This window comes from Streptomyces sp. NPDC050085 (genome assembly GCF_044460595.1).
Lineage (GTDB): Bacteria > Actinomycetota > Actinomycetes > Streptomycetales > Streptomycetaceae > Streptomyces.
Window position 1 is genome coordinate 30,998 of the sequence record NZ_JBITJZ010000005.1, and the last position, 18,701, is coordinate 49,698.

Consider the following 18,701-nt stretch of genomic DNA (forward strand, 5'->3'; position numbering starts at 1 on the left):
CCTCACGTCCTTCGGGCGTGCAGCAGGAGGATCGAGGCCAGGGACGGTGCCGCGCACGCGGCCCGGTCCAGGGGGCGCAGCGGGCGTGGCACTCCGTGGAAGGGCGCCCCCGTCACCCGTACGACGTCGAAGCCCGCGGCCGCGACGAACTCCCGCAGGGCGCGCCGCGTGTACAGCCGCAGATGGCCGACCACCTCCGTGCCCGGGCGGCCGTGGATCGCGCGCAGGCTCACCTCCGAGAAGACGGGCTGCACGCCGGCCAGGAGCAGGGCGCGGTTGTACCAGGCGGCCAGGTTCGGGGTGGAGAGCATGAGATGGCCTCCGGGGCGAAGGACGCGGCGGATCTCGTCGAGGGCCGCGTCCGGGTCGACGAGGTGCTCGATCACCTCGGAGAGGAGGACCGCGTCGGCGGTGCCGTCCCCGAACGGAAGGCCGTGGCCGGTGAGTTCACCTCGTACGACCTGTACGGCATCGGGGGCGCGGTCCGCGGCGCGGCGCAGCGCGTCCTGTGACCAGTCGACGCCGATCAGCCGGTGGCCGGGCAGCAGGCGGGCCGCGGTGGCCGCCGCGCTGCCGTCGCCGCAGCCGATGTCGAGGATCGCGGCCCGGCGGGTCCCCCTGAGCGCTTCAGCCAGCACGCGGGTCTGGCGCAGCGTGCGCGGGGTGCCGGACGCCACCGGGACGGCGGGGTTCTCGTAGAAGTTCCGCAACCCGGACTCGGGCAGGGTTTCGGTCATGGTGCCTCCTCCTGCGTCGCGTGGAGGTGGTGCTCGAACAGGTCGCGCAGATGCGCCCCGTCGCCGTGGCCGAGGAGCGTGCGGGACCAGCGCAGGGCCAGGTGCAGACGGCCCGCCGTGGACGCCGTGGTGACGGTGAGGCCGCGCGGCACCCTGGCCGGTGCGGAGAACCAGACGGCGTGGGCGAGGATGCCGTCGCCGAAGTCCAGGGGGTACGGGATGCGGCCGATGTTGCTGAGCAGGGTCGTCGAGGTCCAGGGCGCGGCGGCCGTGCGCAGGGCGCGGGTGGCGGCCGCGCGCCAGGCGACCGGGGCGTACGGGGTCGTCAACAGGGCTGCCCCGTGGCCCAGTTGAGGGCGGACGAGAGACTTGAGGGCGGTGGTGCGGGTGGCGGTCAGGCGTAGGAGGGCGGGGGTGGGAAGCCGCAACTCGCGCGGTGCGAAGGGGACTTCGACCAGCCGGGTGCCGTTGCCGATGGGCATCGTCGCGTCCCGGGGGCGGTCGTCCACCGGCATCGTGATGCGCAGGGGGCGTTGCTCGCTGTGCGTGCCGTGCTCGTCGTTCCAGTCGGCGACGGTGCGGGCCGTGGCGACCATGAGCTGGTCGTTCACCGTGTACGGGGCGCCCTTGGGGCGGCGCGGCACGGCCAGTTCGCACACCAGGAGGCCGTTGCCCGGACGGGGTTCGGGCGTGCCGGGGGCGACGCGGGCCGGACGCTTCCACGTCGAGGGCAGCCCGGCCGGTGGTGCGCCGGGCGTCGCCGTCTGGGGTGGCGGGGGCGGCGGGTCGTTGTCCCGGCCGCCGTACAGTTCCGCCGCGGTGGCGAGGATGCGCAGGCAGGCCGGGCCGTCCAGGGCCGTGTGGTTGATGGTGAGGAAGAGGACGGTGTGGCCGGTGTCGGGGTGCGGGACGGCCTCCAGGCGGACGGGTGGGGAGGTCGTGAGCGGTGGGGCCTGGGTGAGGGCGCGGGCCCTCGCCTCCTTGAGGGCGTTCGGGCCCGGCGGCGGGAACGCCACCGGGGTGACGTCGGGTTCCGGGGTCAGCTCCCATTCGTAGCGCCGCGTGTACCAGTGGCGGGGGGCCTCGCGCATCAGGATGCGGGGGTGGTGGTGCAGGGCCTTGGTGAACGCGGCGTCGACCCTGGCCGGGTCGAGGCGGCCCGTCAGGTGCACCTCGATGTGGACCGTCTCGGGTTCGTCGTGCTGGAGGCAGTGGCGGGCTATCTCGTCGACGGTGGGGAAGGGGAGGCGGGTCATGTGCGTGCCCCCTCGTCAGGAGCGTTCGGCGGCGCTGGTGCTCGGGACTCGGGGCTCCGCCCCGGACCCCGCTGCCTCTCGTGCGAAGGCGGGGCTGGAAGCGTGACCACTGCCGCGAACAGACCGACCAGCGCCAGGATTTGGGCCGCACCGCTGAACGCTCCCTCCCCGTCCCGCACCGGACCTCCCGCCCCCGTGGCCGCCACGATCCCCGCCGCCGCCATCGCCAGGAACGCCAGCGGTACGAGCAACTCGTGGCGTTTCCAGGACAGCAGGGCAAGGGCCGGGACCAGGGCCGCCCAGGGGCCCGCGATCACGATGGCCACCAGGGTCAGGGCCACCGTGCCGAGGAGCAGGCCGGGGGCCGGAGCGGGGTCCGGCTGCTCCAGTGGGTCCGGTGGGCGGCGGCGCCACAGGACGAGCCCGATGAGGGCCAGCAGCGCGACGCCGCCCGCGATCAGGCCCGCCTTGTACGTCGTGGCGGGCTCGTACGTGAGCTTGATCGTGCCGCCCGCGCCCTCGGGGACCAGCCAGGCCTGCTGCCAGCCGTCCAGGCGCAGGGACGTGAGCTTCTTGCCGCCCAGGGTGGCCTGCCAGCCGTCGTTGGCGTTCTCGTACGTCGTCAGATACGTGGCCGTGCCCGCGCCCACCTGTACCTCGCGGTGGTCGCCGAGCCAGTCCCGGATCGTGAGGTCACGGTCGGCGGGCCGCGCGGCCGTGGCGGTGCCGTCGCGGGTGAGCGTCACGGTGGTGAGGGCGAGGGCTCCGTCGCCGTCCGTCGTCAGGTGGTGCGTGCCCGCCGGGAGCGTCAGGCTGTCGCAGAGGGTGAGGGCGACCGGGCGGCGCTGTGTCAGGTCCGCCAGCGTGCCGTCGGCCCTCGTGCGGTGCCGGGTGCCGTCGATGGTGACCGTGGGACCCTGGCCGCACGGGACCTCGAACGTCCGCCCGGACGTGGGCTGGTGGACGCGGTACGCGTCCTTGAGCTCCGGGAGGTAGGCCTCGGTCAGGCCCACCGGCAGCTGGAGGTCCTCGTCCGCGATCGGGTTGTGGACCTTCAACGGGGCGGTCTCGGTGATCGTGATGTCCAGGCGGTCCGTGGTGATCGCGTCGAAGTGGGCCACGCCGTTCTCGTCGACCCCGGCGACCGACCCTCCGGCCGGGGAGCTGACCTCGATCTTCTCGGGCCGGGTGGACAGGCCGCCCGCCGCCGGGAGTACGACGGTGGAGACGGCCTTCTTCTCCGGCCAGCGCAGATGGATCGTCGGCCTGTCGCCCGCGATCCACGCCGTGGTGAGGTCACCGTCGGTAAGGTTGCGTGCGGAGGTGTTGGTGCCGAGCCGGGCCGTGGAGTCCGCCGTCGCCGTGATCCTGCCGTCCTGCTGCTCGGGCGCCACGGCGTAGAGGAGCTTGTCGTACGCGGCGGTGGGCGTGGCCGTGGCCGTCGCCTTGAAGGTGAAGGGGCCGTCGGTGTCCGTGGTGAACGTGCGGTCCAGGTTCGGCTCCGTGTCGGTGAGCGTGAGGGCCGCGTCGCCCGTCGCCCGGTGGAACGTGAACTGGTCCGCCTGCGTGGAGTCCGCGGGCAGCTCGAGGCCGCGCTCCGCCCGCACCCCGGGGATCGAGATGTCGGAGAAGCCCGCGCCGGTCAGGGACGGGCGGGTGCGCTGGGTGTCGAGGATGGTGACCTTCAGCCAACTCGCTTTGCCCGCAGGAGCTTTGACGTGCTGACGGGTGCCGTCCGGCTGGAGGTCGGCCGTCGTCGAGCCCTGGTCCGTGTCGATGCGGATGCGGGTGGGCGCCGCCCGGACCGCGTCCTGCGGGAGCGGCGTCAGGTCGATCGTGGCCGGGATCGTCGTGGGGCCGGTGAAGTCGATGCGGATCCATTCGCCGTTCGCCGAGTCCGGGGCGCCCTCCGCCCACGCCGTGTCCGGGTCGCCGTCGAAGGCGTTCACCGGGTCGAACTGCGGCAGGTACAGCAGCCAGTTGCCGCTGGACGACGCGGTGACCGACCGCGCCCCCTCGATGCGGGCCGTCGTCTGGTGGGCGACGCCCCGGGTGGGGAGGATCTGTTTCGGTGCGTCGCCCGGGTTCTCGGCGGCGTCGGGGTCGTTGCGCTGCTTGGGCGTGTACGGGTACGAGGTGTTGGTGTTGACCAGACCGAACCGGGTGTCCGCCCGCCGCAGGCCGTCAACTGCTGTGTTCAGGGCGGGAGTTCCGATGCCGGGATGGTTGTCGCCGGTGAGGACCACCGGGCGGTTGCGGAACGCGGGGTCGGCGGAGAGCGGCAGGAGCGACTCGGGGCCGCCGCTGACCTGGGCCGTGTTGGCGACGGGCAGCAGGCCCGCCTGGCCGGGGCGCCGGGTCTTGGTGCCCGGCGCGTAGATCTCCACGGCGCGCGAGCGCGGGTACAGGCCCTCGACCTGGACCGGCGTGCCCTCGGCGATGCGGCCGCCGGTGACGGTCGGGCCGAAGCCGGTGACGCGGTGGAAGCCGGACTCCGAGAGCGTGCGCTTGACGGTCGCCGTGGGGACGTAGCCGAACTGGTCCGGGTCGAGGTCGTTGCGGACCACCACGTAGTACAGGCTGGCCCTGCTCAAGTAGTCCTGCAGACCCGGGACTTCGGCACCCGACATCAGGGCCTGCTCGACGGCGTCGAGGGCGCGCCGGTTGCCCGCCGTGCCGAACGGGACGTAGTCGCGCTGCGCCCAGCGGGACTCGGCGAGGACGTCGAGGGGCTGGTCGATGGGGGAGCCCCAGGTGTAGATGCCGTGGGCGGTCGCGGGGACGACCAGGGCGCGCGAGTCGGGAGAGAAGGTGTGCAGCCAGTCCGCCGTGGCGCTCCAGTACGCGGGCAGCTTCTTGAAGGAACCCGGTTGCAGGATCGAGCCGTTGAGGTACGGCCAGGCGAGGCCCGGCAGGATCAGCACGGCCGCCACCAGGGGCGCGTACCGGCGCCCGCGCACGGGCCGGGCGCCGCGCGGCTCCGCGGCGACGCCCACGAGGTGCGCGATGCCGAGGGCCAGGGCGAGCGCCAGGCCCGTCTCGAACTTGTAGACGTTGCGGAAGGGCGCGAGGCCGCCGTCCAGCCAGTCCTGGACCGTGCCGTGGAAGGGCGCGCCCATCGAACCCCCGTATCCCGCAAGGGTGATGAGCGCCGCCGTCAGGACCGTGAGGACCAGCCAGCGCCGCTCCGGGACGTCACGGCGGGCGAGGCCCGCGAGGCCGAGCGCGGCCGCGAGCGCGGAGCAGACGATCACGACCGCCGCCGTCGCCACGGTCCAGCCGGCCGGCAGCCAGGCGTCACCGAGATGGAGATAGGCCACCCAGTCGCCCGCGCCCCGCAGGGTCTCGGTCGCCGCCATCGTGTCCGTCGTGGTCTTGGCACTCTCCACGTACGGCAGGAAGTTCTCGCCGTACGCGCCCAGGAGCAGCAGCGGGATCGTCCACCACAGGGTTGCCAGGACCACCGAGGGCAGCCACCAGGCGAGCTGTTGCCGTTTGCGCGGCGACGGCGGCCGGGACAGGAGGTAGAGGCCCACGGGAAGGAGCGAGGCGAGCGTCGCGGCCGCGTTCACCCCGCCCATGAAGGGAATCAGGAGCGCGGAGCGGACCGCCGAAATGCGCGGTGTCGTACGGGGGTTGGTGAGCGGGAGCAGCACCCAGGGCAGGAAGGCGCCGGGCAGCGCCGCCGCCGACGTCGAGCCGATGACGATCGTGAACGTCGGCCACAGGGCGTACGCGACGGCGCCCAGGAGGCGGCCGCTCGGGGTGCCGACGCGCAGCCGCTCCATCAGGCGCAGCGCGCCCCAGAACGCCACCGTCACCACGATCGACAGCCACAGCCGCTCCGCCAGCCACACCGGCACGTGCAGCAGATCGGCCAGGCCGTAGTACGGCAGCATCGGGAACGCGTAGCCGATGTACTGGTCCGCGATGCCGCCGAACCCGGCCCGGTCGTGCCACAACTGGCCCAGGTCCTTGATGAACTGCCAGGGGTCCAGGGCCACTCCGAGCTTCGTCTCGAAGGTCATGCGGCCCGGATGCACCGCGCAGAACGCGACGAACGCCGCGGCCCAGAAGGACAGCAGCCAGCCGCGCGAGCGCGGCCCGGGGTCGGGTTCCGGGCTCGTGGCCGCGGCGGGAGGGGCCTGGACCATGGTCGTCATGGGGGACACCGCCTGAGGATGAGGAGGAGGTTCCAGGTGGCGAACTCGCGCACCCCGGGCACCCGCGCGACGGCCTCCGTGAGGAACGGCCAGTAGCGGGATCGCGCCGTCACGACCGTCACGTCGTCACGGGCGCGGACATGGCGCAGCGTCGGACCGATGTGGTGGGCGAAGAGGTTCTCGCCGAGGGTGTGCTTGGGGGCCTTCCCGGTACGCCGCCGGTAGCGGGCCTGCGCCCGGGCGGCGCCCAGGTAGTGCCAGGGCGCCCACTCGTGACCGCCCCACGGGGAGAGCCAGTTGGTGAACGAGACGTAGATGAGGCCGCCGGGGCGGGTGACCCGGACCAGTTCGCTGAGGAACGTGTCGCGGTCGGCGACGTGCTCGAGGACGTTCGAGGAGAACGTGACGTCCGCCGACGCGTCGGGCAGCGGCAGCAGATAGCCGTCCGCGACCACCGTCCCGCCCGGCGGCCCGTCGCCCAACTCCCGTGCGTCCGGCTCGAAGAGGATGCCGTGGGCGCCGCGCGCCCGGAACTCGCGCGTGAAGTGCCCGCTGCCGCCGCCCACGTCCACGACGACCTTGCCTGCGACCTTCCCGTACGCCTCCACCTGGTCGGCGGCGTCCCGCGCGAGCAGCGCGTAGCACCGCTCGGGGTCGCGCTGCTCGCGCAGGAACGCCAGGAAGAGCGTCAACGACCGCTTCAGAGAAGGGTCTTTGAAGGAACTCTTCCCGAGAGGGGAGGTCGCCGTCATGGTGCCCAGCTCCTGAGGGGCTGCGTCCGAGGCCACGCACCGACCACCGCTGCGCCCGCCCTCCGGGCGGACGACGGGGACTCAGACACAGCCCCTCACCGCCTCGGCCGCCACCGCTCTGAACTGCCGTACCGTGTGCGCCCAGCGGAAGCCCGCGGCCCGCTCCTCGGCCGCCTTGCCCATCAGTTCGCGGCGGTGCGTGGACAGGGCGAGCGTGCACCAGGCCGCCGCGAACGAGGACTCGCCGTGCGCGAGCAGGCCGGTGACCCCGTCCTCCACGGAGTCCCGGACGCCGGGCACGTCGAAGCCGACCGCGGGGGTGCCGCGGGCCGCCGCCTCCGTGATGACCAGGCCCCAGCCCTCGACCGCCGACGGGTGCAGGAGCAGCCAGGCCTCGCACAGCAGCCGGTGCTTGTCGGCCTCGGAGACGTGCCCGCGGAACTCGACGTCGGGGCCCGCGAGTTGAAGGAGGCGAGGCGCTTCGGGACCGTCGCCCACGATCACCAGGCGGCCGCCGGTCACCGGCCGCACCCGCTCCCACAGGCGCAGCAGCAGATCGATCCGCTTGTACTCGACGAGCCGGCCCATCGCCAGGAACAGCGGCTCGGGCGAGCGGTCGGCGCGCGGGCCCGGCTCCGCGACGCCGTTCGGGACGAGGCGGATGCGGCCGGGGTCCACACCGATGGCGTGCAGGGCGTTCGCCGTCGACGGCGAGACGGCGACGAGCAGATTGCGGCGCTGGGCCACGCCGGACAGCGCCCAGTGTTCGAGTCTTCGGCCGATGTGGGCCGCGGGTGCGAGCGGTCCGCGAAGCCGCATCCGCCACAGGTCCGTGTGGACGTGGTTGACCAGGCAGAGCGTCGGCCCGTGGTGCCACAGGGGCGCCAGGTACGGCATGCCGTTGCAGACCTCGACCAGCAGGTCACAGGCGCCGACCTGCCGGGCGAACGCCGAGCGGGCGCGCAGGTAGTGCCCGGCCTGGCCGCCCGCCGACACCACCCGGTAGTCCCGGAAGGCGCCGTACGCGGCGGGCCCGCCGCACAGCAGCGTCACCTGGTGGCCGAGGCCCGTCAGCCCCTCGGCAAGACGGTCGACCAGCAGTTCGGAGCCGCCCGCGGCCGGATTGCCGAGGTCGCGATGGGCGAGGAAGACCACGCGGCGCGGTGGTGGGGGGAGCGCCGGCGGGGGCTGCGCGGCGCCCGGGGACGCTCCACGCAGCGACGAAGGCACGTGCTGGGGCATGGGTGCTCCAACTCGTCAGGATGCGGTGTGCATGAGGGTGGGGGGGTGGTGACTCGGCAGGATGCGGTCTGCCGAGGCGAACCGGCGGGTACCCGAGGCGAACCGGCGGGTACGGTGCCGGGGCTGTGCTTGCTCTGTGCTTGCTCTGTGCACAAGGTGGGGTGGGACAGTTTTCGCCGCGCTGTTCGATGCGGCTACTCACCTGGGTGACAAGTTTCGGTCCCATCTCAGCTGACGTACCGTCACATCGTGGACGTTTCCAGGGTCGTCGGGGACGAATCGGGATCCGGTCGCCCGGGCCCGTCCGGCTCCTCGCGACCGCCCCTGCCCCGGACGACGAGCACGATCCCCGCAGCCACCAGCAGCGCTCCGAGCGCACCCGCCCCGATGGGCAGCGTCGTACCGAGCAGCGTGAGGCGGTCGTTGTCGTCCCGGGCGAGCGCGACCTGTGCGCGTTGCGTGGCCGGGGTGAACGCGATCTTCTGGCTGTCCAGGAGCACCGCCGCGGTCTTCGTCGAACCCGGCGCGCGCAGCGTCTTGCGCGGCCCGATCGCCGCGTACAGGACCCGTCCGGTGCGCTGGTCGGCGACCAGCTCGACGCGGTGGTTGGCGTACCACTCCTCGGCGAGGACCTGCTTCTTCCCCGGCTGCCCGACGATCGCGCCCGGCACCTGCCGGGAGCCCGTCCTGGTGGGCGCGACGGTGCCGACGAAGCGGTAACCCTCGTAGCCCTGCACCTTCGTCGTGCCGTCGAAGCGGAGCGGGACGGTCGCACCCAGCGTGTTGTCCCACCAGGTGTACGTGCGCTTCTGCACGTGGAAGGGGAACTTCAGGTAGGCCTCGCCCTCGAACGCCGGCCGCTCGCCGCAGCAGTGCACGGGGGCGTTGGTCGCCCGGTCGACGACCCACCGCTCCAGGGTCCACTGCAGGGCGTCGTGCGGATCGCTCGCCGGGAGCGACGTGTCGGTGTCCACGGACGTGGTCACGTCCCACACGGCACGCCCGCTCTTCTCGCTCTCCGCGACGTCGCCGCGGACCTGTCGGGTGATCGTGAGGCGCTGGTCGTCGACGGTCTTGACCTTGTCGGTGTCGAAGTAGCTCCCGGTCCCGGTGAACACGGTGGTCACATCGACGTCGATGCTGGTGCGCTCGGCGCGCGGCGTCACGTACCAGGCCAGAAGCCCGGCCAGGACGAGCAGGAACGTGCCGAGGCCCACACATACGTAAGGGATCTTCGCGGTACGAGTGCCGGTCATGGGCCGGGAACCGTAGACGCAGTCTTGACGGGGTGTCAATCCACTGATGACACTGGGGCGTTGACGGGACACACAGGGTGGGGACCGACCTCGGACGAGAGGCTGACCCTGCGATGAACCGACTGATTGCCGCCGCGCTCTCGGCGGCCACCGGCGCGGCGCTCGCCGTCGCCGCCGCCTTCGGCGTGCTCGCGCTGATCAACGCGACACCGGACCAGCCGAACACGCCGCTGATCACGTACGAGACCCCCGGGCAGGGGCGCTGAGCCGTGCCCGCAGCCACCCGCTCCGCCTGGTGCGACGTACCGAGACTGCAGGTCAAGCAGTTCGCCGCGGTCGCCCTCGACGAGGCGCCCCGGCTCGCTCAGGACATCCTCGACGAGATCCGCCGCGAGTTCCCGCACCTGCCCCTGGTCCTCGACGAGTCCGGCGAGCCCCTGGCCCTCGTCGGCATCCGGCGCGCCATCGAGGGCTTCGTGCGGCAACTGGCCGAGGCCTCCGCCGACACCGCATCCGCCGGTCAACTGCCTTCCGTCTTCCAGGAGTTCGGCCGCGGTCAGAGCCTGCACGGGCGCAGCCTCGACTCCCTCCAGGCGATGTACCGGCTCGGCGTGAAACTCGCCTGGCGCCGCCTCGCCGACCTCGGGCAGCGGCTGCACATCCCGCCCCCGGCCATGTACGAACTCGCCGAATCCGGTTATGAGTACCTGGACGGCCTCGTCGACCAGTCCGTCCGCGGCTACGCCGAGGCCGCCGCCCGCCAGGCCGGTGAACGCCTGCGCCAGCAAAGGAAGTTGATCGGCCTGCTGCTCGAAGAGCGGGCCCTGGCGCCGCCCGACCCGGTCAAGGCCCTCACCGAGCGCGCCGCCCGCATCGGCTGGCCCGTGCCCGAACGCGTCGCCGTCGGCGTGCTCCTGCGGCCCGCCCGCGACGCCGTCGCCCCCGCCGTCGGCCCCGACGTGCTGCTCGACATGGAGACGGAACGGCCCCGGCTCGTCGTCCCCGACCCCGACGCCGCGGGCCGCCCCGAACTGCTGCGCCGCGCCCTGTCCGGCTGGAGCGGCGCGATCGGGCCGCCCGTCACCCCGCCCGACGCCGCCAAGTCGCTGCGCTGGGCCGAGTCCGCGGTGGCCCTGATGGCGCGCGGACTGCTGCCCGCCGCCGAAGTCCTGCACTGCACCGAGCACACCCAGGCCCTCGTCCTGCTCCAGCCCGAGGAGCTCGTCGACGACCTCGCCCGCCGCGCCCTCGAACCCCTCACCCACTGCGGGCCCGCGCACGCCCGCCGCCTCGCCGAGACCCTGCTCGCCTGGCTGGAGACCCGCGGCGGCGCCCCCGAGGTCGCGGCCCGCCTGGGCGTCCACCCGCAGACCGTCCGCTACCGGCTGCGGCAGATCCGCGAGCTGTGGGGCGACGAGGTCGACGACCCGGACCGCCGCTTCGAGCTGGAACTGGTGCTCAGGGCGCGGCGCTTGCGCGGGGAACTGGGGCCCGCGTAGGGCCTGTGCACCCTCTTTGTCAGCCTGCGCACCCTCTTTCCACACGCTGTGAAGGGCGAACCCATTGCCCGGCCAGTACCGCTGTGCATAGCCTATGTTCGCGATACCGACCATCAGTTGAAATCTCGAACATGGGAGGGGGGCCGGCTGTGGGACGCCTCGTACCCGCCGTGACCCGGGCTCTGGACATACTGGAGCTCTTCCTGGACGGGGACGGCACGCTGTCCGCCCCCGACATCGTCCGCAAGCTACAGCTGCCGCGCACCACGGTCCACGAACTCGTCACCACGCTCGCCGCCCGCTCGTACATCGTGCAGGTACCGGGACAGCCGGGCCGCTACCGCCTCGGCGTGCGCCCCTACCAGCTCGGCAGCCGGTACGCGGAGCAGCTCGATCTCGCGGCCGAGGGCCAGCAGGTGGCCCGCACCGTCGCCGAGACCTGCGACGAGACGGTCCACGTGGCGATCCTCGAGGGCACCGGCGTCATCTACATCGCCAAGGTCGACTCCACGCACGCCGTGCGCATGGTGTCCGCCGCGGGCCGCCGCCTCCCGGCCCACTGCACCTCGGTGGGCAAGATGCTCCTCGCCTCCCTGCCCGACCACGAGCTGGCCGCGCGCATCCCGGACGACGCCGAGCTGACCCGGATGACGGAGAACTCGATCACCGACCCGGCCGCGCTGCGCGAGCACCTGGCCGGCATCCGGCAGCGCGGCATCGCCGTGGAGAGCCGCGAGTCGAACCCGGACGTCTCCTGCGTCGCCGCCCCGGTCCGCGACCGCACCAACCGGGTCGTCGCCGCGCTCTCCATCTCCGTACCGATGATCCGCTGGAGCGACGCCCGCGAGGAGGAGCTCGCGCAGCTCGCCGCCAAGGGCGCCGCGGACCTGTCGGAGCGGCTCGGACACCGGGGGACGGTGTGAGCGTGCGGGCGAGCGGGAGGGCGGGCGTCGAGGTCGCGGTCCGGGAATCGGCGACGCTGGGGGAGGGGCCCACCTGGGACCCGGCCGCGGGCCGGCTGATCTGGGTCGACATCCTCGGCTCGCGCGTCCACACGTACGACCCGGCGAGCGGCCGCCGCACGGTCCTCGCCACCGAGCAGCACGTCGGCGCCGCCAAGCCGCGCAAGGACGGCGGCCTGGTGGTCAACCTCCGTGACGGCGTGGGCAGTTACGCACCCGACGGCGCCTTCGCCTGGCTGCATCGCGAGCCGGTCCCCGGCCGCCGCGGCAACGACGCGGCGGTCGCCCCCGACGGCGCGCTGTGGGCGGGCTCGATGGCGTACGACGAGACGCCGGGCGGCGGCAATCTGATCCGCCTCGCCCCCGACGGCACGGCGACCGAGGTCCTCGACGACGTCACCGTCTCGAACGGCACCGGCTGGAGCCCCGACGGCTCGCTCATGTACTACGTGGACACGACGACGGGTCGTATCGATGTCTTCGACGTTCTCGACGTTCTCGATGTTCTCGACGATGTCGACGCTGTCGGCGGGAGGGGTGAACAGGTCGGCGGGCGACGGGAGTTGGCGACGGTCGAAAGCGGCGCCGGATACCCCGACGGCCTGACCGTCGACGCCGACGGCTGTGTCTGGGTGGCCCTGTGGGACGGCGCGGCCCTGCGCCGCTACACGCCGTCCGGCAAGCTGGACCGAGTTGTTCCGCTTCCGGTGCGACGCCCCACGGCCTGCGCGTTCGGGGGTCCTGACCTGACCGACCTGTACGTCTCGACGGCGAGCGTCGGCCTCAACTCCCCCTCCCCGCTTGAGGGTTCACTGCTCGTGATCCCCGGGGCCGGACAGGGTCTCGCGCAGGCCGCCTTCGGGTAGCCACTCCCGCCCCATGGGCCGCGCCGAAATATTTTCGGTGCGGCCCATTGACGTTGAAGCGCTTCGAATCTACGGTCCCGTTCGAAGTTACGAGCACCATTCGGCATATCGAACAGTAAGGGCAGGGCATGGGACGACCTGGCCTGAGTCGCAGGCAACTCCTCGCCGCCGCAGGCGGGTTGACCGTGGCGGGAAGTGCCGCCTTCGCGGCGCTCGGCACGGGGGCCGACGCGCTCGCCTCCGGCGCCGACACCCGCGTGCGCTACTGGAACCTCTTCAGTGGCGGCGACGGCGCCAACATGATCGCGATGCTGGACTCCTTCCGTAAGGAGCACCCCGGGATCGACGTGAAGGATTCGACCCTGCAATGGGGCAATCCCTTCTACACCAAGCTCGCCATGGCGGCCGCGGGCAACCGCGCGCCCGAACTCGGCGTGATGCACCTGGGCCGGGTCGCGGGCTTCTCGCCGGGCCGGCTCCTCGACCCGTGGGACGAGGCGCTGCTCGCCAAGTACGGCGTGCGCAAGGAGGACTACAACCCGGCGCTGTGGAACCGCGGCGTGATCGACGGCAAGCTGTACGCCCTGCCGCTCGACATCCACGTACAGCTCTGCTTCTACCGCAAGGACGTCCTGAAGAAGGCGGGCCTGCTCGGCGACGACGGCCGGATGGTCGAGGTCACCTCCACCACCGACTGGTTCGACGTCCTGAAGAAGGCCAAGGCGGTCCAGAAGAAGGGCCTGCAGACGATCGGCCTGTGGACCAACGACCAGAACTTCCAGTGGTGGTTCTTCGTCGCCTTCTACACCCAGCTCGGCGGCCAGTGGTTCAACGACGCCAACACCGAGGTCCTCTTCGACGAGGACAAGGCCACACAGGTCCTGGAGTTCTTCCGGCAGCACGTCACCGACGGATACGTGATCCCGGGCGCGCCCACGGGGGAGCAGTTCATCAACGGCGCCCCGTTCACGTGGGAGGGCAACTGGTCCGTCCCCGTCTTCTCCGGCGCGAAGCTCGACTACGGGGCGACCCCGCTGCCGCCCGTCTTCGGCAAGAAGGCCACCCACGCCGAGTCGCACTCCTTCGTCCTGCCGCACCAGGGAGGCCGCGGCGGCGCCACGAACGAGGCCGCGCACGAACTCGCCGCCTACGTCGTCACCCACGCCCTCCAGTGGGCGGCCGGCGGCCACATCCCCGCGTACACGCCGACCCTCTCCACGGCCGCGTACAAGAAGCTCACCCCGCAGAACGAGTACGTGAGCGCCATGGACCACCAGGCCACCGAGCCGAAGGTCTGGTTCGCGGGCTCCACCGGCGTCCTCGCCCAGGACCTCGGCCCGATGGTCGTCTCCTCGACGATGGGCTCGGCCAAGCCGGCCGCCGTCGCCGGACGCATGAAGAAGGAGCTCGTCAAGCTCCTCGCCTCGAAGAACCCGATGGACGGCACGACTGCCGCGCAGGGAGGTGCGGTCGCATGACGACGACCAGTGCACAGACCGTCATCGCACCGGCCCGCGCGAAGACCGCGACCGGCAGCGCGACAGGCAGCGCGACCGTCCGCCGCAAGCAGGGCTTCCAGCACGGGGGCTGGTTCATAGCCCCGTTCCTGCTCCTCTTCGGCCTCTTCGTGATCTGGCCGCTGCTGCGCGGCATCTACCTCAGCTTCACCGACGCCAACATCTCCGGGGAGAGCGCGAGCTTCGTCGGCCTCGACAACTACCGCGAAGCCCTTGGCGATTCGGCGATGTGGGACGCGCTCGGCCACAGCGCGTACTTCACGCTCCTGGTCGTCCCCTGCATCACCGTCCTGGCCTTCCTCCTCGCGATGCTCGCGCACCACATCGAGCGCGGGAAGTGGCTGTGGCGACTCTGCTTCTTCGTCCCGTTCCTGCTGCCGTCGACGGTCGCCGCCAACATGTGGCAGTGGCTGTTCACGCAGGGAATCGGCCTCTTCAACGAGACGTTCGGCCTCACCACACCCTGGCTGACCGACAAGTCGTACGCGATGCTCGCCCTCGTCATCGAGACCCTGTGGTGGACGGTCGGCTTCTCGTTCCTCCTGTACCTGGCCGCACTGCAGGGCATCCCGGCCCACCTCTACGAGGCCGCGAAACTGGACGGCGCCAACGCCTGGCACCGGATGGTCCACATCACGCTGCCGATGCTCCGCAACATCACGGGCCTGGTCATCGCGCTCCAGGTCCTCGCCTCGCTCCAACTCTTCGACCAGGCGGTCGTGATGATGGACTTCGGCCCGGGCCCCGAGCTCTCCACCCGCAGCTTCGTCCAGTACACCCTGGAACAGGGCTTCACCAGCTACCGCGTGGGCTACGCCTCCGCGATGTCCATCATCTTCTTCGTGATCATCGCGGCCGTCGCGCTCGGCCGGATGGTGCTGCTGCGCAACCGTGAGGAGGGCACCCGATGACCACCACCCAGCTACGGGTCGCCAGGTCCCGCAAGCCGTGGACCCCGAGCCAGATCGTCCTGACCGTCCTCGGCGTGGCCGTCTCGGCAGTCTTCCTCGCGCCGATAGCCGCAGCCCTCCTCACGTCCCTCAAGTCGGAGGCGGAGGCGGCCGAGATCCCGCCGCACTGGCTGCCGAAGGTCTGGACGGCCCAGGCCTGGAAGTCCCTCTGGGAAACCGGCAACGTCTCCAACTGGTTCGTCAACTCCCTCGTGGTGTCCGTCCTGACGACGGCCATCGTCCTCACGGTCGCCGCCCTTGCCGGATACGGCTTCGCCCGTACGGAGTTCAAGGGCAAGTCGGTGCTGATGGGCACGGTGATGGCGGGCCTGATGATCTCCCCTGCCGTCCTCGGCGTCCCCCTCTTCACCACGGTCCAGCAGATGGGGATGGTCGACACCTACTGGGGCATGATCCTGCCCCAGTGCGCCCCCGCGGCCATGGTCTACATCCTCTACAAGTTCTTCCAGGGCATCCCGCGCGAACTGGAGGAGGCCGCCTTCATCGACGGCGCGGGCCGCTGGCGCGTCTTCTTCACGATCATCCTGCCGCTCTCCCGCCCCTCCCTCGCGGCGGTCGGCATCTTCACCTTCATCAGCTCGTGGAACAACTTCCTGTGGCCGTACATGGTCACCAACAACCCCGACCTGATGACCATGCCGAACGGCATCGCGACCGTCATGAACTCCTACGGCATCCAGTGGGCCCAGCTCATGGCCGGCGGCCTGATGGCGGGCCTGCCCCTGATCGTGGTCTTCGTCTTCTTCCAGCGACAGATCGTGGCGGGCGTGGCCCACACGGGATTGGCGGGACAGTGACCCTGCGCAGAGCGACCGTGGCGATGACGGCCGCAGCCTTCCTCGCGCTGCTCCCCAACACGGCCCAGGCGGACGTCAGTTACCCCGACCCGCAGCCCCTCACCGGCCAGCAGGTCATCCACGACCCCACCGTCATCCCGCTCAAGGACGGCCGCTACGTCGCGTACTCGACCGGCGGCGTGATCGGCGCGCGCCTCTCGACGGACAGGAAGACCTGGACGGACGAGGGCAACGCCTTCGCCGAGCCGCCGAGTTGGTGGTACGAGTACAACGCGACGGGCGACCCGTAGGCCCCGGACATCTCCTACCGCGACGGCCGGTACTGGCTCTACTACGCGGTCTCGTCCTGGGGCACGAACCACTCGGCGATCGGGGTGGCGACCTCGCCCTCCGGCCTCCCGGGTACGTGGACGGACCACGGCAAGGTGTTCAGCTCGGAGACGACGGACACGTGGAACGCGATCGACCCGGCGATCGTCCGCGCCGACGGCAGACTCTGGATGTCGTTCGGCTCGTACTGGTCCGGCATCCGCATGGTCGAGCTCAACTCCCGTACGGGCAAGGCGATTCCGGGTGCGACGGTCCACCACCTGGCCACCCGCCCCGACGCCCCGTACGCGGTGGAGGGCCCGTCGATCGTCAGACACGGCCGCTACTACTACTTGCTGGCCTCGTACGACGCCTGCTGCCAGGGCGTGAACTCCACGTACAAGATCCGCGTGGGCCGCTCGACCTCGGCCACGGGCCCGTACGTGGACGCGTCCGGCACCCCGATGCTCGACGGCGGCGGCACGCTCCTGCTGGCCGGCCACGGCCGCTTCGTCGGCACCGGCGGCGAATCGGTCTTCCGCGACAAGGGCCGCGACGTGCTCGCGTACCACTACTACGACGGGGAGGACGCGGGCACGCCCAAGTTGGGCCTGAACGAACTGAGTTGGGGCGACGACGGCTGGCCCCACGTGAAATAGCGCAACAAGCACGCCCCACAAGCATTTCCTGCAACCAGTTCTCACCAGCAGTTCCCACCAGCAGTTCCCACCAGCAGTTCCCACCAGCAGTCTTCTGCACGTAACGCGCCCCTCTCCTGAAAGGCGAGAACCACCGTGAGCACCGCCCGCTTCACCCTCGACCCCGCTTTCACGGTCGGCAAGGTCGACCCGCGCCTGTTCGGCTCGTTCGTCGAACACCTCGGACGCTGCGTCTACACCGGCATCTTCGAACCGGACCACCCGGCCGCCGACGAGGCGGGCCTGCGCACCGATGTCCTGGAACTGGTAAGGGAGTTGGGGGTGACGGCGATCCGCTACCCGGGCGGCAACTTCGTCTCCGGCTACAAGTGGGAGGACTCGGTCGGCCCGGTCGAGGAGCGCCCGCACCGCCTGGACCTGGCCTGGCGCACCACGGAGTCGAACCGCTTCGGCCTGTCCGAGTACATAGCGTTCCTGCGCAAGATCGGCCCGCAGGCCGAGCCGATGATGGCGGTGAACCTGGGCACGCGCGGAGTGGCGGAGGCGATAGAACTCCAGGAGTACGCCAACCACCCGCAGGGCACGGCCCTTTCGGACCTCCGCGTCGAGCACGGCGACAAGGACCCCTTCGGCATCAGGCTGTGGTGCCTGGGCAACGAGATGGACGGCCCCTGGCAGACGGGCCACAAGACGGCGGAGGAGTACGGCCGGATCGCGGCGGAGACGGCCCGCGCGATGCGCCAGATCGACAAGGACGTGGAACTGGTCGCGTGCGGCTCGTCGGGCCAGGGCATGGACACGTTCGCGGAATGGGAGGCCACGGTCCTCCAGGAGACCTACGACCTGGTCGACTACATCTCGCTGCACGCCTACTACGAGGAGCACGACGGCGACCGCGACTCGTTCCTCGCCTCGGCGGTGGACATGGAGTCGTTCATCGAGAACGTCGTGGCGACGTGCGACCACGTGGGCGCCCGCCTCAAGTCCTCGAAGAAGATCAACCTCTCCTTCGACGAGTGGAACGTCTGGTACCAGTCCCGCACGGGGGCGGAGGTCTCGGCCCTGGACTGGCCTCAGGCCCCCCGCCTCCTCGAGGACGTCTACTCGGTCACGGACGCGGTCGTCTTCGGTTCACTCCTGATCGCCCTGCTCCGCCACGCGGACCGCGTCACGGTCGCCTGCCTGGCCCAGCTGGTCAACGTCATCGCCCCGATCATGACGGAGCCGGGCGGCGCGGCCTGGCGCCAGACGACGTTCTTCCCGTTCGCGCAGGCGGCGAAGTACGGCCGGGGCGAGGTCCTGGACGTACGCGTATCAGGCCCGACCTACGACACGAAGCGCCACGGCACGGCGGACCTCCTGCACGCGACGGCGGTCCGCGCGGCCGACGGCACGGTCACGGTCTTCGCGGTCAACCGCAGCCAGACGGAACCACTGCCGCTCGAAGTGGCGCTCCACGGCCTGGACTTGACGTCGGTCACGGAACACTCGGTACTGGCAGACGCGGACCCGGACGCCCGCAACACGCTGACGGAACCGGAGAGGGTGACACCGCACGAGGGCACGGGCACGACCCTGACGGAGGGCACCCTGCGGGCGACGCTCGAGCCGCTGTCGTGGAATGTGATCCGGCTCGGCTGAAAGGCCGGTTCTCGGCGGACATGAGGACGGCGTCGCCCGCCCGGGAGGAGGCGCAGGGGGGTGGGGTGACGGCT

At 71.5% G+C, this 18,701-nt stretch carries 14 protein-coding genes and 1 pseudogene; 9 read left to right on the forward strand and 6 right to left on the reverse strand.

What is annotated here, in order from left to right:
- Window positions 1-2: 2 nt before the first annotated feature.
- The 6 genes from ACIBUY_RS19780 to ACIBUY_RS19805 all read right to left on the reverse strand — a co-directional run bounded on the left by ACIBUY_RS19780 (window position 3) and on the right by ACIBUY_RS19805 (window position 9,406).
- A complete protein-coding gene (locus tag ACIBUY_RS19780; RefSeq protein WP_365575135.1) occupies window positions 3-737 on the reverse strand; it encodes a class I SAM-dependent methyltransferase in 735 nt (244 codons plus the stop codon).
- A complete protein-coding gene (locus ACIBUY_RS19785) occupies window positions 734-1,993 on the reverse strand; it encodes a condensation protein (protein WP_399153208.1) in 1,260 nt (419 codons plus the stop codon). Before ACIBUY_RS19785 ends, ACIBUY_RS19780 begins: the two co-directional genes overlap by 4 nt.
- Window positions 1,990-6,156: an alpha-(1->3)-arabinofuranosyltransferase family protein gene (locus ACIBUY_RS19790; RefSeq protein ID WP_399153209.1), complete on the reverse strand. Its 4,167-nt coding sequence runs from the start codon at window positions 6,154-6,156 to the stop codon at window positions 1,990-1,992. The genes ACIBUY_RS19785 and ACIBUY_RS19790 overlap by 4 nt, the downstream gene beginning before the upstream one ends.
- Window positions 6,153-6,908 (reverse strand): class I SAM-dependent methyltransferase, encoded by a 756-nt coding sequence (locus tag ACIBUY_RS19795; protein WP_365575144.1) that lies wholly within the window; start codon window positions 6,906-6,908, stop codon window positions 6,153-6,155. The genes ACIBUY_RS19790 and ACIBUY_RS19795 overlap by 4 nt, the downstream gene beginning before the upstream one ends.
- 81 nt (window positions 6,909-6,989) lie before the next feature.
- Window positions 6,990-8,150, reverse strand: a complete 1,161-nt coding sequence (locus tag ACIBUY_RS19800) for a glycosyltransferase family 4 protein (protein WP_399153210.1) — start codon at window positions 8,148-8,150, stop codon at window positions 6,990-6,992.
- Window positions 8,151-8,392: 242 nt separating this feature from the next.
- A complete protein-coding gene (locus ACIBUY_RS19805) occupies window positions 8,393-9,406 on the reverse strand; it encodes a DUF3068 domain-containing protein (protein WP_365575149.1) in 1,014 nt (337 codons plus the stop codon).
- A gap of 113 nt (window positions 9,407-9,519) precedes the next feature.
- Here ACIBUY_RS19805 and ACIBUY_RS19810 point away from each other — a divergent pair, with 113 nt between their 5' ends.
- The 9 genes and pseudogenes from ACIBUY_RS19810 to ACIBUY_RS19850 all read left to right on the forward strand — a co-directional run bounded on the left by ACIBUY_RS19810 (window position 9,520) and on the right by ACIBUY_RS19850 (window position 18,627).
- The gene (locus tag ACIBUY_RS19810; protein WP_365575152.1) at window positions 9,520-9,672 is read left to right on the forward strand and encodes a DUF2613 family protein; all 153 of its coding nucleotides are present in this window, start codon (window positions 9,520-9,522) and stop codon (window positions 9,670-9,672) included.
- Between the two features lie 3 nt (window positions 9,673-9,675).
- Window positions 9,676-10,905: a PucR family transcriptional regulator gene (locus ACIBUY_RS19815; protein ID WP_399153211.1), complete on the forward strand. Its 1,230-nt coding sequence runs from the start codon at window positions 9,676-9,678 to the stop codon at window positions 10,903-10,905.
- A gap of 149 nt (window positions 10,906-11,054) precedes the next feature.
- Window positions 11,055-11,828, forward strand: a complete 774-nt coding sequence (locus tag ACIBUY_RS19820; RefSeq protein ID WP_365575158.1) for an IclR family transcriptional regulator — start codon at window positions 11,055-11,057, stop codon at window positions 11,826-11,828.
- Window positions 11,829-11,830: 2 nt separating this feature from the next.
- Entirely contained in the window at window positions 11,831-12,733 is a 903-nt protein-coding gene (locus ACIBUY_RS19825; RefSeq protein ID WP_399153212.1) for an SMP-30/gluconolactonase/LRE family protein, read from the forward strand.
- 128 nt (window positions 12,734-12,861) lie between these two features.
- Window positions 12,862-14,211, forward strand: coding sequence for an extracellular solute-binding protein (locus ACIBUY_RS19830; RefSeq protein WP_365575164.1), 1,350 nt, complete (start codon window positions 12,862-12,864; stop codon window positions 14,209-14,211).
- Window positions 14,208-15,161, forward strand: a complete 954-nt coding sequence (locus tag ACIBUY_RS19835) for a carbohydrate ABC transporter permease (protein ID WP_399153213.1) — start codon at window positions 14,208-14,210, stop codon at window positions 15,159-15,161. The genes ACIBUY_RS19830 and ACIBUY_RS19835 overlap by 4 nt, the downstream gene beginning before the upstream one ends.
- Window positions 15,158-16,018 (forward strand): carbohydrate ABC transporter permease, encoded by an 861-nt coding sequence (locus ACIBUY_RS19840; RefSeq protein WP_365575170.1) that lies wholly within the window; start codon window positions 15,158-15,160, stop codon window positions 16,016-16,018. Before ACIBUY_RS19835 ends, ACIBUY_RS19840 begins: the two co-directional genes overlap by 4 nt.
- 23 nt (window positions 16,019-16,041) lie before the next feature.
- Window positions 16,042-16,986: pseudogene (locus ACIBUY_RS19845) on the forward strand (arabinan endo-1,5-alpha-L-arabinosidase).
- 135 nt (window positions 16,987-17,121) lie between these two features.
- Complete coding sequence (locus tag ACIBUY_RS19850) at window positions 17,122-18,627, forward strand: alpha-N-arabinofuranosidase (RefSeq protein WP_399153214.1); 1,506 nt, start codon at window positions 17,122-17,124, stop codon at window positions 18,625-18,627.
- Window positions 18,628-18,701: the final 74 nt, after the last annotated feature.